This window comes from Dryocola baronae (genome assembly GCF_051297175.1).
GTDB lineage: Bacteria > Pseudomonadota > Gammaproteobacteria > Enterobacterales > Enterobacteriaceae > Dryocola.
In genome coordinates, this window is the sequence record NZ_JBINNY010000001.1 from 927,657 (window position 1) to 943,686 (window position 16,030).

General features: G+C 60.5%; 5 protein-coding genes. 1 reads left to right on the plus strand and 4 read right to left on the minus strand.

Translation table 11 applies throughout. From position 1 onward, the window contains the following. Positions 1 to 26: 26 nt before the first annotated feature. From ACSPHG_RS04325 to ACSPHG_RS04340, 4 genes are all read right to left on the minus strand, one after another. Positions 27 to 1,163, minus strand: coding sequence for an Imm72 family immunity protein (locus tag ACSPHG_RS04325; protein WP_435952301.1), 1,137 nt, complete (start codon positions 1,161 to 1,163; stop codon positions 27 to 29). After that, positions 1,160 to 2,713: a hypothetical protein gene (locus ACSPHG_RS04330; protein WP_435952302.1), complete on the minus strand. Its 1,554-nt coding sequence runs from the start codon at positions 2,711 to 2,713 to the stop codon at positions 1,160 to 1,162. Before ACSPHG_RS04330 ends, ACSPHG_RS04325 begins: the two co-directional genes overlap by 4 nt. Further along, complete coding sequence (locus tag ACSPHG_RS04335; protein ID WP_435955938.1) at positions 2,710 to 5,217, minus strand: type VI secretion system Vgr family protein; 2,508 nt, start codon at positions 5,215 to 5,217, stop codon at positions 2,710 to 2,712. Before ACSPHG_RS04335 ends, ACSPHG_RS04330 begins: the two co-directional genes overlap by 4 nt. A 142-nt stretch (positions 5,218 to 5,359) precedes the next feature. Further along, positions 5,360 to 13,936, minus strand: a complete 8,577-nt coding sequence (locus ACSPHG_RS04340; RefSeq protein ID WP_435952303.1) for a glycoside hydrolase family 94 protein — start codon at positions 13,934 to 13,936, stop codon at positions 5,360 to 5,362. A 415-nt stretch (positions 13,937 to 14,351) separates the two neighbouring features. Here ACSPHG_RS04340 and ACSPHG_RS04345 point away from each other — a divergent pair, with 415 nt between their 5' ends. Next, positions 14,352 to 15,533, plus strand: a complete 1,182-nt coding sequence (locus ACSPHG_RS04345; RefSeq protein WP_435952304.1) for an acetyl-CoA C-acetyltransferase — start codon at positions 14,352 to 14,354, stop codon at positions 15,531 to 15,533. Positions 15,534 to 16,030 lie beyond the last annotated feature (497 nt).

Here is a 16,030-nt window from a genome sequence, read left to right on the forward strand (position 1 = left end):
TTATTTCCTTAACCGAAAAGTCAAACTCAATGAGTTGTCGGTTTAATATATACGCTCTTGCCATCCTCGCGGCGCAACAGGCTCCATACTGCCGGGACGCGTATTTCGGGAGCATAAATATTGCTCTGATATTTCACGGCTTCCGGCATCAGTTGGCCCGCCTTAACGTCTACAAACTGCTGTTGGTCTCCGGCAATAGTGGCCCAGTGCCCCGAATGTGGGCAAGGTTCCCCGCTCCGGCAGGTAATGCGCTTGCCGGGTTCATCATCCAGAAAATACTCTGACTCATCCGGGATGATTCCATCGCAATAGCGGGTATCTTCCCAGACCAGGCGCCAGTGAACGTCGCGATAATGTATAGGGTTATCTGAAAGAACTCTGTGTTTATTATCTTCGATTAATGTGTCGTAATAAATCTCTAACGGAGCGTTCATTCCGCGAATAAAATAATTATAGGCGCCGAGGTTTTTAAACCCTTTGATGCCATCTTTAATGACCAGAAGTTTATGGTGGTACTGAATTTTTACCGGTTCCCATATTCCGTCACAGGGCACCGGGTCGTTAGTTTTGATAATAATATCGCTGCGTTGAGGTACTGGTGGAAGGTTTTTTGGGAATACAGGATAAGATAATGTTTTGAATTTATGACGATAATTATCAGGATCAAGCAAATATTCGGCATCAAAAAAATTGCACGCTTTATTTTGCGGTGGATAAAGCAGATTATCCCCCCAAAATTCTGCTGCAATTCTTAATATATTTAGTTTCTCAATATCAGGCGGATAAGCTCCCTCCTGACCCCCACGTTCATGGCAGGGCAAATAGAAATAGGCGCGAACTAAATCTACCGGTCGATCAAGTTGATCAAATGCGCCTGTTTTAATTTGCCATACCTGTCGGTTACCGCTTGCCAGCTCCGGTAATCCCTCATCATAGAGACGCAGGGCGTCGTAAACCCAAATAATGACTTCAGGATCGAATCCATTAGTGATCTTTTCCGGCCAGGTTTTTAGCGCTTCTTCATACTTGTGCGCAAAATGTGCCCAGGCATCACGCTTGCGCTGCCACAGGCTGTAGCTGCTCAGGCGCTGCAGCAGCCAGAAAAGTTTGCGCCGTACCTGCTCGTCGCTCATTGGGTATCTGGTTTGTTCAATCGTAATCATCGTTCACTCCCTGTGGTTGTCTGGCGCTCTGCGCGCGCGGCGTTAACTATCGCTCTGTCCTTCCGCTTGCTGCGCAGCTCGTCGTCATGCAGCTTGCGCGTGGTGGTGGCGTAGGGGGGGGCAATCCCGTCCGGCCTGCTGTAACCGTGAATACCCTCCACGTCCTTCCAGCGGGTTGGATAAAAATCGGCCTTCACGCCGTTGATTTCCGTACTTGCTGGCTGCCCGGTCGCCTTTACCTGCTCACCTATGCGGTGCAGCTCTTTTTTTAACATCTCATCTAGATTAATTATCACCTGCTCGCCGCCGCCTTCCAGATATTGATTGGCTATTTTCTGACCAAATTGTTCGGCGATTTTGCCATGCCAGGCGTTGGAGCCAGGCATTCTGGCGGCAAAATCTTCCGGTAAATGCAATACCACCAGAAAGCCGTTGCCGTTCCACTCGTCCAGCACCGCCGATAGCTGTCGCCACTCTTTTGCATCACCCGGCAGTTTCTGATACCCCCAAAATCCCCCGGCAGCCCAGGAGCCTTCGGGATTTGTGGCTAGCCTGGTTTTATTACCGAAGGCACGGAAAATGGTCGTGCCGCTCATATCTCGGGCGCTTTTAGCCGCAATTTCACCGCTAAAAGAAGCTATATTGGCGTAGACCAAAGTCTTACCAAATGCAGGACTTTTTTCCGGTGGCCGGGAAAATAAATCTGGATACCCAGACTTAAAGTACTTTCGTTTAAGTATTCTAAGATGCTGTTTCTCAGCATGAATACTCGGAAAACGCGTTCCCTGCTTCGGGGCTTCTCGCAGCGGACGTTCAAGCAAATACGCCTCAGCCTCACGCCGAACTTCAGCACGCCCAGACCCGGTCGCGATCGTATGTATTTTTCCTTGATACACCAGCGCCTGAAGCACCCTTACTTTGGCATGCAGCTCTTTAAGCGCCTGTGGGATCATTTCCGCTGCCAGCTGTTGTAAAGCCGCGAACCCATCCCGCATGTGGATTAAATCAGCCCGCAGCTTTTCGGGTAACATGCGGCCGATTCTGGCCTTCAGAATTTGGTTTATTGTGGCGATCATGGTGTGGCAAAACGCGCTCATTTTCTCAATAAGCTGCGCCTGATACTCAATGACATTCAGTTTATTCAGCCACTTAACCGCATCACCTTCACCTACCCGGTTGAGAAACTTAATGACCTCGGCGAGCGTTTCAACATTCTCAGCCGCCTCTTTCGTTACCCGAATAGCCAGGCGACCCACGCCTTTAATTACGCCGCCTATCACCGGGATTAGCGCAAACAGCAGGATCGTCAGAAACACCCACTCGCTGGCGCTTTCCCGTTTACGGGGATCTTTCGCAAGCCCCATAGAAACGGCGATCAGATCCCGCACTGCCGTGACGTCACCGACCAGCGGGATCATGCCGATCGCCGCATCGACAATAATCTGTCCGATGGTCTGCTTTTCATTAAACGAGCCCTGAAGAGTTCCCCAGATCCACTGTCCGGTTTCAAGGCTGGTTTCTTTAAACCACGCCACCCCCGGCATATTCATTCAACACCTCCGCTGTGTTTCGCAATCAGCGCATCAATATCGGCTTCATTCAACGAGGTTCCGATAAATTGCTGATTATCTTTATTATCTTTTCGCAGATAGCTTCGCGAGTCTGGGCCGAGCTCAACCTGTATCTCTCCGGCTGGAACATCCTCAAGATGCAGGTATCCGGCACCGTCGAGCGTTCCCGTTCGCACCGAGCCATCCGCGAGCGTTGCGGTGAAAGGTGCTCCCACAACCGGGGCATCGTCGTGATAGAGATACTGCATCAGTGCCTCGGTGCTGTCTTTTACCGGGTCAGCGAGCCACGGGATTTCCGGCGGCAGTGAAGCGCTCCCCGCCGCCATCGTCCGCTTCACCCTGCGCATATAGGTCGCCGTGGTGCCGTACTCCACCTTCCCCGCCTCAAGCTTCAGGTAACTGCCGCCGCCAATCAGCGTGATGCGCTTCTTGCCGGCAAACGAGATGTCGCTTTCTGAGGTCATGGTCAGCTTTTTCTCAGCAAACAGGCGCATACTGGCGTTCTGCGCCTGCACGTCTATCGGGCCCTCGCTGGCCTTCAGGCTCAGCTGCCCGGTGCGGGCAAACATCCCCAGCTTTTCCCCGACAAGCGCCGTCATATTCCCCATCACGCCGACGCTGATATCGCCCCCGGCGTTGATGGCGACGTTTTTCGCGGCCGCTATCTGCATGTGCTCGCCGCTGGTGAAGGCCATGCCTTCCGGAGCGGAAAAAAGTATCGCTTGGTTAAGCGGCTTCAGCCTTTGCTCAAACATCGCAATCTGGCTGTCGATATCCGCCTTCAGCGCCTGCGCCTGCTCTGCGGCCATCTCCAGCTGCTGCAGCTGCCGGTTGAGCCGGTCGATTTCCGCAAGCGCGGCGTCCATGTCCAGCGCTTCGCCCTGGGCTTTTGGCTGCCCGTCCGCGCTAATAAACAGCCCTTTCCCGGCGCGGATGGTGCCCCGCTCGTCGGTGCGCAGCTCGGCGCCCGCGCCGCGCGGCCTGCCCTGCGCGTCCACGATATGCCCGGTGTTGAGCTGGGTTTTTCCGTACTCCGTGGCGAGCTTGATATGCTCCTCGCCGCGCCTGTCCTCCATCCGCAGCTTGTTGTTGGCAGGCGTCCTCAGGACGTTGCGGGTGTGATTGTCGCGGTTAACGAGGTCGGGGTGTGCGGAGTCGTGCATGGCGTGGGAGATGTACGGCAGGTCGATGTCGCCGTTGCCGTAGGCAATCGCCACCCCGGTGCCGTCGGTAAGCGGCATGTGCCAGCCGTACCGCTCTCCGGCATACGGCTTCGCCATGCGCAGCCACAGATAGCCGTAACCCTGCTCGCTGTCGTTGCGGTCAAAGTCCAGCCTGACGCGGTAGCGTCCGTGCGCATCCAGGTGCGCGTAGATGTCGTTTTTCTCGCGGCTCTCAACGCGGGCGGGCAGCGTGCCGTGGATTTCCGGGCGCGCGGGTCGGTACGGGCGAAAGCAGTAGCGCTCGGTGTAGGGCTGGCCCCACACGCAGACGCGCAGCCGCGAATCGCGCGCGCCGCTGAAGGCCACCATCGTCGTCACCACGCCCTCTTTCAGCGCGGAAATCACGTTGCCCTGCGGCTCCAGCACCTGGCCGGGCGTGAGGAGCGAGGCGTTGCTGAACAGGCGGACGCGGGCAGATTTGTTCAGCTCGCGCTCGTGGTGGATGCGGGCATAGAACGCGCCGCTTTCGGTTTCCGGCTCCGGGTCGCTGTCATCCCCGGCTTCGCGGTAAGGGGCGGCGTAGCGGTAGTGTTCTCCCGTCGTCGCCGCATGATTGCGAACTGAAACGACCGCATCCAGCGGCGTGGCGGCGGTGCGGTAGTTGTAGTCACGCGTGGCGACAGTGCCGGTGACCACATGATGCGAGGTGCGCACGCCCCACACCGATTCCGCCGCACCGTCGTACAGGCCGGACGGCTCGCCGTAGGGCAGTTTCACATCAAAGACGTACTGCCTCTGGCTGTCGGCAAAAATCACCGTTTCCAGCGCCGTTGCCGGGTTCATTTCAAAGCGAAACCAGATGCCTACCTCCGCAAGAATGCGGCGGACAAATCCGAGGTCGGTTTCGCGCCACTGGGTGATGACTTCGCGCGGCGGGTAGTCGCGGGAGAGGCGGAATTCAAAGTCCGGGCCTTCCAGCCCGTGGGCGCGCAGCACCTGCTCCACCACCTGCGGCACGGAGTCATTCTGGTATACGGCGCAGCGGCGGGTGCGGGAAAGCAGGGCAAGGCGGGGTTCGAGAATGACGGAATAATGCGCCTGGTCGGCCGAGGTTGAGAGCCATTCCAGGCGGGTGATAATGCCGTGCACCGTTTTGCCGTCGCGCATGCTGAAGGTGGCAAACTTCATCAGCGCCTGTTCGGGCCGCAGGTTGCCCTGCGGCGAGGTGAACTCAATCGCCCAGCGAAACGGTTTGCTTAACGCTTCCCGGCCGCGAAAGCGCAGCACCTCAGCCGGGAAGTCTCCATTGCAGATATCCAGCGCATAGCCGGACGGTGAACCAGCTCGTGTATTCACAGTTCCTTCCTTAGAAACGGCTTGTCCTTAACTCAAACTGGCGAATGGTTACACGATTTTATCCCTTATTCCATAAGGGATATTTAAGTTTCTGCGATAATCCTGCCTAAACCTCAATCTCCACCGTATGCCACTGCCCGTCGTCAGTTAGCGGGATGCGGTCGTCGGGGAGCGGGCTGTCGTCCAGCCTGACGGCGTAGCCGTTTGCGCCGTGGGTGACGTTGATTTGATAATGGCTGCCGCCGTGCTGATAGACCATGCTCACCGACGGCCAGTCCGGCGGCAGGAGAGGGCGCACGGATATCGCCTGGCCGTGGCGTTCGATGCCCAGCAGCGTTTCTACGATCAGCCGATAGGCCCAGCCCGCGGAGCCGGTGTACCAGCTCCAGCCGCCGCGTCCGGTGTGCGGTTCTACGCTGTAGACGTCGGCGGTCATGACGTAGGGCTCGACTTTGTAGCGTTCTACCGCGTCGCCGTCGAGGGCGTGGCTAATCGGGCTTATCTGCGACCACAGCCGCCACGCGCGTTCGACGTTGCCGCTGCGGGCGAAGGCCATCACCGCCCAGATAGCGCCGTGGGTGTACTGGCCGCCGTTCTCGCGCACGCCGGGCAGGTAGCCCTGAATGTAGCCGGGGTTCGGGCCTTTGCCGTTAAACGGCGGGGTGAGCAGTTTGATGATGCCGATATCGTCGTCCACCAGCCGCTCGTCCAGCGCATGCATCGCCTGGGCGCAGCGTTCCGGGCTGCCCGCGCCGGAAAGCACCGACCAGCTCTGGGCGATGGCGTCAATCTGGCACTCGTTCGCGGTGTGCGAGCCGAGCGGCTCGCCGTTGTCGAAGTAGCCCCGGCGGTACCACGCGCCGTCCCATGCCGATTCCTCAAGATTTTTTTGCAGGCCGCTGGCCTCTTTGCGGCACAGGCCGGCGATTTCGCCGTCGCCGCGGCTGTCGGCAAGCTTCGCAAAGCGCTGGAGAATGTCGTAGAGGAAGAAGCCGAGCCATACGCTCTCGCCCTTGCCCTCCAGCCCGACGAGGTTCATGCCGTCGTTCCAGTCGCCCGCGCCCATCAGCGGCAGGCCGTGCTGCCCGAAGCGCAGGCCGTGGCGCAGGGCTTTTACCCCGTGCTCCCACAGCGTGCCTTCGACGGCGCTGATGACCGGCTGTTCGTAGGCCGACTCTTCGCCGGGCTGGAGCTGGCGGCCTTCAAGGTACGGCAGGCGGTGTTCGAGCACGCCGGTGTCGCCGGTGGTTTCCACATAGTGGCAGATGGCGAGCGGCAGCCAGAGGTAGTCGTCGGAGCAGCGCGTGCGCACGCCGTTGCCCAGCGGCGGGTGCCACCAGTGCTGGACGTCGCCCTCCACAAACTGCCTTGAGGCGCAGAGCAGGATCTGATCGCGCAGCCGCTCGGGCGCGGCGTGGCTTAAGGCGAGGGTGTCCTGAAGCTGGTCGCGGAAGCCAAACGCGCCGCCGGACTGGTAGTAGCCGCTGCGCGCCATGATGCGGCAGGCAATCGTCTGGTAGAGCAGCCAGCCGTTCGCCAGCAGGTTGACCGCCGGGTCGGGCGTGGTGACCACGACTTTATCCAGCAGGCCATGCCAGTGGCTGTGCACGTTAGCCAGCTCCTGCCGCGCCGTTTCTTCGTCAAGGAACTGGCCGACGAGCGCCTCCGCGTCGTGGACGTTTTGCCCGATGCCGAGCACGAATACGAAGGTGCGCTGGTCGCCGTCGATAAGCGTCGTTGCGGACTGCACCGCGCCGCACGGGTCAAGGCCCGCGCCGGTTTTATCCGACAGCATGCGCTGCTTCATGGCGGCCGGGTTGCGCTGCGAGCCGTTGCGCCCAAGGAACTCGCGGCGGTCGCCGGTGAACGAGCAGTGAACGCCCGTCACCGCGAAGAACGCCGTGCGCTCCGAGCCGCTGCTGCTGTAGAAGTTGTTGGCGAGAACGCCGCAGCCGCGCGCCACCGTGGAAGGGCGGGTGACGACGTGCATCGCAGACTTGCTGCGGGATTCGCCGAGCGTCCATTCCACGAAGCCGGTGACCGAGATTTTGCGCGTGCGGCCCGACGTATTGCTGAGCGTCAGGATGGCGATTTTCACCGGGGCGTGCTCCGCCACGAGGATGGTCAGCTCGCTGTCGATGCCGGTTTCGCGGTGGGCGAACACGCTGTAGCCAAAGCCGTGGCGCGACAGGTAGTGGCCGCTGCCGCGCACCGGCAGGGTGGTTGGCGACCAGACCGCGCCGCTCTCTTCATCGCGCAGGTAGTAGGATTCGCCGCTGCGGTCGCTGACCGGGTCGTTTTCCCACGGCGTGAGGCGGTATTCGTGGGCGTTTTCAAACCAGGTGTAGGCCTGGCCCGCCTCGGAGATGACCGTGCCGAAGCTGGCGTTCGCCAGCACGTTGGACCACGGGGCCGGGGTCTGGCCGCGTTCGTCGAGCGAGATCTGGTATTCGCGCCCGTCCTGCGAGAAGCCGCCCCGCCCGTTGAAGAACACCAGCGGGTCGGTGTCCGGCCGCCACGGATCGTGCTCGTTGGCGGGCAGGCCGGCGGTTGGCACAAACGCCTGCTGGGAGGAGGTGGTTGGCAGGAAGCGCTGGTTAAGCTGCTCTTTCAGGCCGCCGGAGCGGTCGTCGAGAACGATTTGCGCCACGCTCAGCAGCAGCAGGCGATCTTCTGCCGACATGTGCTCGCCGTTGCGCACGAAGATGCCGCCCGGCTTGTCCATCTGGCTGGCCTCGGAGCCTGCGACGATCAGGTCGACGATCTGGTTTTGCAGCTCCTGCTGGTAGCCGCCCTGGCTGTCGTTGAGGATCACCAGATCGACCGCCAGCCCTTTCAGCCGCCAGTAGTGGTGCGCCTGAATCAGGGTGGTGATCAGCAGAATGCTTTCATCGCTGGTGACGTTGAGTATGACGATCGGCAGGTCGCCGGAGATCGCCCAGCCCCACAGGCCGGACTGCCCGCGACGGTTGCGAATAATCGTTTTGGCCTCCGCGCGCAGTTCGGGACCGGGGAACAGCACCGCGCTTGCCAGGCGGTTGAACAGCGTGGCGTCGTCTTCGTTGGCGTTGATCTGGCGCAGGACGATTTGGCTGTGCGACCAGGCCAGCTCAAACACGCGGTCGGCTATCGGGTGGTCGCGGTATTTTTCCAGCAGCGCCTGGCCCTGCGGGCGGGTTTCGGCGGCACCGTAGATGATGTCGATGATGACCGGCACGCCGGGCTGTAGCACCAGCGACTGGCGGATGGAGAGAATCGGGTCGAGCACCGGGCCTGCGGTGTTGCTGAGCGGGCCGTTTTGCTCCAGCGCAAGGGCGTTGGCCGGGGTGCGCCCGCGGCCCAGGAACTTCGCCCGGTCGGTTTCGAACGAGGTGACGAGCGGCGTCTGGTCATGCACGACCATCATGTGGAACATCCACGGGCAGCGTTCTTCCGGCGCGCGCGGGCGGCGGTGGCAAAGTATCGCGTCGTGATCCGGCACCAGCTCGGTCTGCACGAACAGGTTGCTGAACGCCGGGTGTGCGAGGTCGCTGGTGGCCGGGGCGAGCACCACTTCGGCGTAGGTGGTCAGCTCCAGCGTGCGCGGCTGGCGGCTGCGGTTGAGCAGGGTAACGCGCCGCAGTTCGATGTCGTCTTCCGGCGAAACTACGATCTGCGTTTTGATGTTCAGCGCGCCTTCGGTGCGCTTGAACTCCACGCCCGCGTCGGTAAACACCACGTCGTAGAGGTTGGCGGGCTCGCCAATCGGCTGCCAGGTGTTGCTCCACACTTCGCCGCTTTTCGGGTCGCTGATGTAGCAGAACGCGCCCCAGCTGTCGCAGGTGGTGTCGCTGCGCCAGCGGGTCAGCGCCATGTCTTTCCAGCGGCTGTAGCCGCCGCCGGACTGGGTCATCATCAGGTGGTAGTCGGCGTTCGCCAGCAGCTGAACTTCCGGGATCGGGCTGTCGACGTCGGTGAATTCGCGTAGCTCATACTGAACCGGCTGGAGCACCCCTTCGTGGGATTCAAAGTGGCGGCGCGGGCTGTAAAGCTCCACCGCGTCGGGCACGCGTTCCTGCAACAGCAGGCGAGCGGACTGGAACGCCGGGCTGGACATAAATCTGTCGACCATCGGCGCGTCCTGCAATACGTGGGATAACGCCTGGAACGCCATGCCCTGATGGTGCGCCATCCACGAGCGCACCACCGCGTACATCTGCCCGCTGGCGAGCCTTGACGGCGTGTAGTCCAGCGCCTCGTAGAAGCCGTATTCCCCGCGCGCGCCGTTGCGTTCAAGGGTGGCCAGGTTGTCGCAGGCTTTAAGCGGTGCGACGGTGAGCGCCATCAGCGTGGCGTAAGGGGCGATAACCATGTCGTCCGCCAGCCCGCGCCGCAGGCCGAGTCCCGGCACGCCAAAGGCGTGATACTGGTAGTTTTGCAATGCGTCGAAGGAGTAGTAGCCGGATTCGGAAATCCCCCACGGCACGCCGCGCTCTTTGCCCCAGTCTATCTGCCGGTTGACCGCCGACTGGCTCATCTCTTCAAGCAGGCTGCCGGGGTAGGTCGGCATGACGAGGTTCGGCATCAGGTATTCGAACATCGAGCCGCTCCAGGACATCAGCGCGGTTTCGTTATTGATGGTGGTGAACAGGCGGCCCAGCGCGAACCAGCTTTTTAACGGCAGCTGGTTGGTGGCGATCGCGAAGAAGCTGGTGAGGCGAATCTCCGACGGCAGCAGGTCGTAATGGCTGTTGTCGAGCTTGTTGTTGTCGCAGTTGTAGCCGACGCTGAGCAGGCTGGTGACCTCGTTGTAGAGGAAGGTGAAGTCCATGCGCGCGTGCTCGGTGAGGCGCTGCTCCAGCTCGGTGATGATGTCCAGCCGCGTGCGGGCCTGGCGAATGGCCGATTCTGACGGCGTGCCTTCACCGGTGTGTTTAGCCTGGGCAATCTGGCTTAACGACGGCAGATTTTCTTCGCTCCAGTCCTGCGGCAGCCAGCTCAGCAGCTGGGTCCATTCGTGGCAGAGGATCACCAGCTGGTGCTGAAGATGGTCAACCCAGCGGCGGATCTGGCCCTCTTCGTGGCTGCACAGCGCGTGCAGGCGGTTGCTCTGCGAGCGCATGTTTTTAAGCTCGGGGAACAGCAGCGCCGGGTGAAGCGACGTCGCCGCGCTACAGTGTTTGCGGAACTGGCGCAGCGCGGTGGGCGCGCGCTGGCCCCACACTTTTTCCAGAATGCGCAGCGTGTCGTCAAGCCCGGCCAGGATTTGCGTGCAGTCGAGGATCGGCTGGCTGCGAAGCTGGGTGAGGCCCGCCGCCAGCGTCATCAGGTGCCCGGCCATGTTGCCGCTGTCCACGCTTGAGATGTAGCGCGGGTTGAGCGGCTGCAGGGTGCGCGTGTCGTACCAGTTATAAAGGTGCCCCCGGTAGTGCTCCATTTTGTCCAGCGTATCGAGGGTGAGCGTGATGCGTTGCAGCATTTCGCCCTGCGGCAGGTAGCCGAAGTCCCACGCCGTAAGGTTCGCCATCAGCGACAGGCCGATGTTGGTCGGCGAGGTGCGGTGGGCGATGACCGGCTGGGGGATTTCCTGATAGTTGTCCGGCGGCAGCCAGTGCTCTTTCGCGTTGGCGAAGGTTTCGAAGAAGGCCCAGATCTCTCGTGCGGTCTGGCGCAGAAGCTGCTTCTGCCCGGCGTTAAGCGAGTGCGCCTGGCGCGACGGCTGGCGGCTCAGCCAGCTTAACAGCAGCGGGGCGAGGCACCAGACCGCGCCTATCGGCAGGGCGAAAATCAGCAGCATCGGCGCAAGCCAGGCGGTCAGCGCAATCAGCGCCACGCCCGAAGCGACGTTCATCCACATCGCCCGGTAGAAGCGGAGCGGCGAGGCTTTGCCACCGGCGGGACTCTGGTCGAAGCTGGCCCACTGGTTGAGGTTGCGATGGCTGACGCCAAGCCGCCAGAGCGTGACGGCAATGGCGTACAGCGAATAGCCCGCCTCGTGCGGCAGCGTGATGAAGCCGAGGCCGACGCGGGTCAGGCGTTTAAGCGCGCCGCCGGTGACCAGCAGAACGTGCTGCACGAAGGGCCGCCTCGGCGGTTTGTTAACCAGATCCTGCATCACCACCAGCACCGTCGGCATCAGCAGGGCAATCGCCAGCACGCCGAGCCAGAAGAACGGATTGGGCACCAGCAGCAGCGCGCAGAAGATAAGAATCAGTAATGAAGGCGCGACCAGGCTGCGGCGCAAATTGTCGAACAGCTTCCAGCGCGACAGGGCGCTGAGCGGGTTTTTGTCGCGGGTGCCGTCGGCCCTGGTGACGCGCGGTTTGAGCCAGTTGAGCAGCTGCCAGTCGCCGCGTATCCAGCGGGTGTGGCGCGCCACGTCGGTCAGGTAGTTATTCGGGTACTGTTCGTAAAGCAGGACTTCGCTCAACAGGCCCGAGCGGGCGTAGCACCCTTCGAGCAGGTCGTGGCTCAGGACGAGGTTTTCCGGGCAGGTGTTGTGGGTGGCGATGACAAACATGTCCACGTCGTAGATGCCCTTGCCGACAAACGAGCCTTCGCTGAACAGATCCTGATAGATGTCCGAGGACATCATCGAGTACGGGTCGTTGCCGGGGATGCTGCTGCACATGGCGGCGTAGCGCCCCTGGCCGTGGCGCGGGATCTCTTCCGCAAGCCCCGGCTGAAGTATGCCGTAGCCTTTTACGACCCGCTGTTTTTGCGCGTCGTAAACCGGGTGGTTGAGCGGGTGTGCCATGGTGGCGACCAGCTTGTGCGCCGTTTCGCGCGGCAGCACGGTGTCGCTGTCCAGCGTGATCACGTACCTCACGCCCGCGGGTGGGCTAATCACGTTGCCGTGCACTTCGGAAAACTGCGTGCCGGGGCGGCGTAGCCAGTCGTTGAGCAGCGCCAGCTTGCCGCGCTTGCGCTCGTAGCCCATCCACACGCCCTGCTGTTCGTTCCACAACGCCTCACGGTGCAGCAGGAAGAAACGCGGCTGCGCGCCCGTCGCATAGCGGCGGTTAAGGTTTTGCGTTTGCGCCTCGGCCCAGTGTAGCAGCGCCTGGTTCTGCGCCGAGCTTTCTACCGGCGAATCGGCGAAGTCGCTGAGCAGGGCGAAGTAGAGGTGCGGCGTGTTGTTGCCGAGGTAGCAGACTTCGAGGCTGTTTAGCAGCCTGTCGATACCGTCGCGGCTGGTGAGCAGGCAGGGAATGACCACCATGGTGCAAAACTCGGCCGGAATGCCGGTGGAAAAATCCATGCGCGGCAGCGGCATCGGCGCTCTGAAGCGGGTGGTCGCCTCGCTCAGCAGGTTGCTGGCAAGCTGGCTGAGCAGCACGATAAGCGGCAGTGCCAGGAGCCATAAAGGCCAGGTCATGCCGTGTTGATAAGTGCGCAACAGCACGTCGGCGGCAAAGGCGGTGGTCAGTAGGGCAAGGCTGCCCAGCCAGGAAAGCAGCGGGATCTGGTTGAAGCTGTGCCGCAGGCGGGTTATCCACGAGGTGTTCGCCGCCAGCTGTTTTTCCAGCTCCGGGCGGCCTTCGCCAATCAGGTAAAAGCCGACGTGATGCCCCGCGCTGTCCGCATCGGCGGCCTGCGCCATCGCCAGAATGCGCCTGGCCACGGCGGGTTCGTTGTAGGGGCTGTGGCGGGCAAGCATTTCGATAATGTGGCGATAGTGGTCGCGGGTGTCGAAGTGCATGGCCGGGTAAACCCCGGACGGATCTTCACGCAGCGTTTGCTCGACGAGGCTCATCGCCTCGGCAAAATCCGCCCAGTTGGTTTCGCTCAGCAGGCGCAGCCCGGCGATGCTGTTGCTGACCGAAAGCTGGCTGGCGGCAAGCTGCTGGTTAAAGCGGTGGATCAGAAAATCGGTGGTGATGCCGCTTTCGGCGAGCCGCTGATCGACCCAGGTGAGCGGCAGGGAGAGCATGTTGCCGCGGCCCTGTAAGCGCCGCACCAGCTCCGCCACAAAGGCGCTGGAGAGCGGCGGGCGCGAGCGGGCCATGTCGGCGATGACCATGATTAAATCGGCCGGGGCGTTTTCCGCGCTGTCAAACAGGCGCGTGACCCATTGATCCGCCAGGTTGCGTTCTTTTTGCGCGTCGGCGACTTCGATGCTGACGCGGCGCAGGTTTTCAATCAGCGCAAGGCGCAGCATCCCCGGCAGCGCCCAAAGCTCGCCGAGGGTTAGCGGCGTCACTTCCTGATAGGCGGCAATGTAGCTGGTGAGGCTCGCCGCGTCCCAGCGCCCGTCGCCGTGGGCAATCGCCTCGGCGGCAATATCGTAGATGCGCGGGCAGTTGTGCGGCGCGCTCAGCGAGGGCAGCCCCTTGCCGAAGTTTTTCGGCAGGTGATGGCGAACCACGCGGATCTGTTCTTCGATGAGGTAGTAGTTATCCAGCAGCCATTCGCCGGCGGGGGCGATACTCGCTTTTTCCCCGGCGTTGAGCAGATAGCAGTTGCGCGTTATTACCGCCTCATTCTCTTCGAGCCGCTTGAGCAGGTAGTAGGGCATGCGGGCCGGAGAGAGCTTGTGCGAGCGGGCGAGCTTCTGTCCGAAGCGCTCCATCTGCACGTTGGAAAAGAGTTCTGCTTTGATCGCCCCGTCGTTGGCGGGCTCACCGCCGGGCCAGTGTAGGGGTTCTGAACGAACGTCGGCGGACTTACCGGCGGTAAACCACTGTTTAACTTTTGTTTTCATGAAGTGCCCGTTTGGCGGTAGACGCGCAGGAGCAGTTGTCGAATCAGATCAGAAACGTTCTCTCAGGATGGGGTGCCAGGCATCAGGGATTTAACAGCTGCAAGTGTTTAGTTTTTAGTCAGTATAGTTGAATTTTTGTTCAGTCAACTTACTCCCTTTCGTCGGCAATAGCCCTTAACCATTTCAGCGACTTGCAGATAGGGGTTATCGAATTGTGACGATGTTCACTGGTTGCGAAGAAATATCCGCAGGCGAAACGGCAGGGATAAGTGCTTATCTTTATGAAAGTTATTGTTATTTGACGAGGTATTAACGTTTTACGTCTAAGCACCTGCGAAAATGGAAATTAACAATTAATTAATATTCACTCATGATACGCGCACTTAAGGCTTGCTTACCTCTCGCGGAGAGTTCGATGAAAGATGTAGTGATTGTTGGGGCCGCTCGCACCCCGATTGGCTGCTTTCAGGGCGCGCTTTCCCGTCGCAGCGCGGCGGAGCTGGGCAGCGCGGTGGTAAAAGCGCTGCTTGAGCGCAGCGGGGTCAGCGAGCAGGAGATCGACGAGGTGATTCTGGGCCAGGTGCTGACCGCCGGCGCCGGGCAAAACCCGGCGCGCCAGACGGCGCTGAACAGCGGCCTGCCGTGGTCGGTGTCCGCCATTACCATCAACGACGTCTGCGGTTCGGGGCTGAAGGCGCTGCATCTTGCCACCCAGGCGATTCAGTGCGGGGAAGCGGACGTGGTGATCGCGGGCGGGCAGGAAAACATGAGCCGCGCGCCGCACGTGTTGGCCAACAGCCGAACCGGCGCGCAGCTTGGCAACAGCCAGCTTATCGATAGCCTGGTGCACGACGGGCTGTGGGACGCGTTCAACGATTACCATATGGGCGTGACCGCCGAGAACCTCGCGCGCGAGTTTGATATCAGCCGCGAGAAGCAGGACGCGTTTGCCCTGGCCTCGCAGCAAAAGGCGCGGGCCGCCATCGATTCCGGGCGCTTCCGCGACGAAATCGTGCCGATTGCCGTTGAGCAGCGCACCGGCGGCATCGCGATTGTCGATACCGACGAACAGCCGCGCACCGACGCCAGCGCCGAGGCTTTAGCGCGCCTGACACCTGCCTTTGAAATCACCGGCAGCGTCACCGCCGGGAACGCCTCGTCTATTAACGACGGCGCGGCGGCGGTGCTGATGATGAGCGCCGCCAAGGCCGAAGAGCTGAACCTGCCGGTGCTGGCGCGCATTCGTGCCTTCGCAAGCGTCGGCGTCGATCCCGCGCTGATGGGCATTGCGCCGGTGACGGCCACGCGCCGCTGCCTGGAGCGGGCGGGCTGGCGGCTTGAGGATCTGGATCTGATCGAGGCGAACGAGGCCTTTGCGGCGCAGGCGCTGTCGGTCGGCAAAATGCTGGAGTGGGACGAGCGCAAGGTTAACGTCAACGGCGGGGCGATCGCGCTGGGCCACCCGATCGGCGCGTCCGGCTGCCGCATTCTGGTTTCGCTGGTGCATGAGATGGTCAAGCGCGATGCGAAAAAGGGCCTGGCGACGCTGTGCATCGGCGGCGGGCAGGGCGTGGCGCTGGCGATCGAGCGCGATTGATTAACATTGCCTGGGTTTGATTTCCTACCGGCGCTCTCCACTCCCCTGAGAGCGCTTTTTTAACTGCATCACACTTCACTCGCAATATGCCTTCCTGCGTCACATAAATTTTCCATCATTCTCTTTTAGAGCGAGATTTATTCTTATTTTCTGGCGAATGGCTGAAATTTATGTGATCCAGATACGGTTATTATCACCGCGCTGATTATTCATTGTTTAATAAGTATGGCGCGTATTATTTGATTTAACTTAAGACTAAGATCATTCGCAAGAAAAAATAAATTTAAGATTGAAATAGCGTTTCTTTTATGAAGCCCTGCCGCTGCGTGTGATGTAACTCGCTGTTTAAAGTCCATATATGCCTGCTTTGTTGATGGCTGTCACGAAGGTGGTCAAGAAAAGATCTGACATAAATATTTACGATCTTGATCACTAAAATATCGTTCGATTAAAAATAAAATCCAATTTCATAATAATGAAACGATATTTCAATGAAG

What these genes read in the sequence shown, in the direction of transcription:
- ACSPHG_RS04325 (WP_435952301.1), bottom strand. Translation starts at nt 1,163, where the DNA reads ATGATTACGATTGAACAAACCAGATACCCAATGAGCGACGAGCAGGTA.
- ACSPHG_RS04345 (WP_435952304.1), top strand. Translation starts at nt 14,352, where the DNA reads ATGAAAGATGTAGTGATTGTTGGGGCCGCTCGCACCCCGATTGGCTGC.
- ACSPHG_RS04330 (WP_435952302.1), bottom strand. Translation starts at nt 2,713, where the DNA reads ATGAATATGCCGGGGGTGGCGTGGTTTAAAGAAACCAGCCTTGAAACC.
- ACSPHG_RS04340 (WP_435952303.1), bottom strand. Translation starts at nt 13,936, where the DNA reads ATGAAAACAAAAGTTAAACAGTGGTTTACCGCCGGTAAGTCCGCCGAC.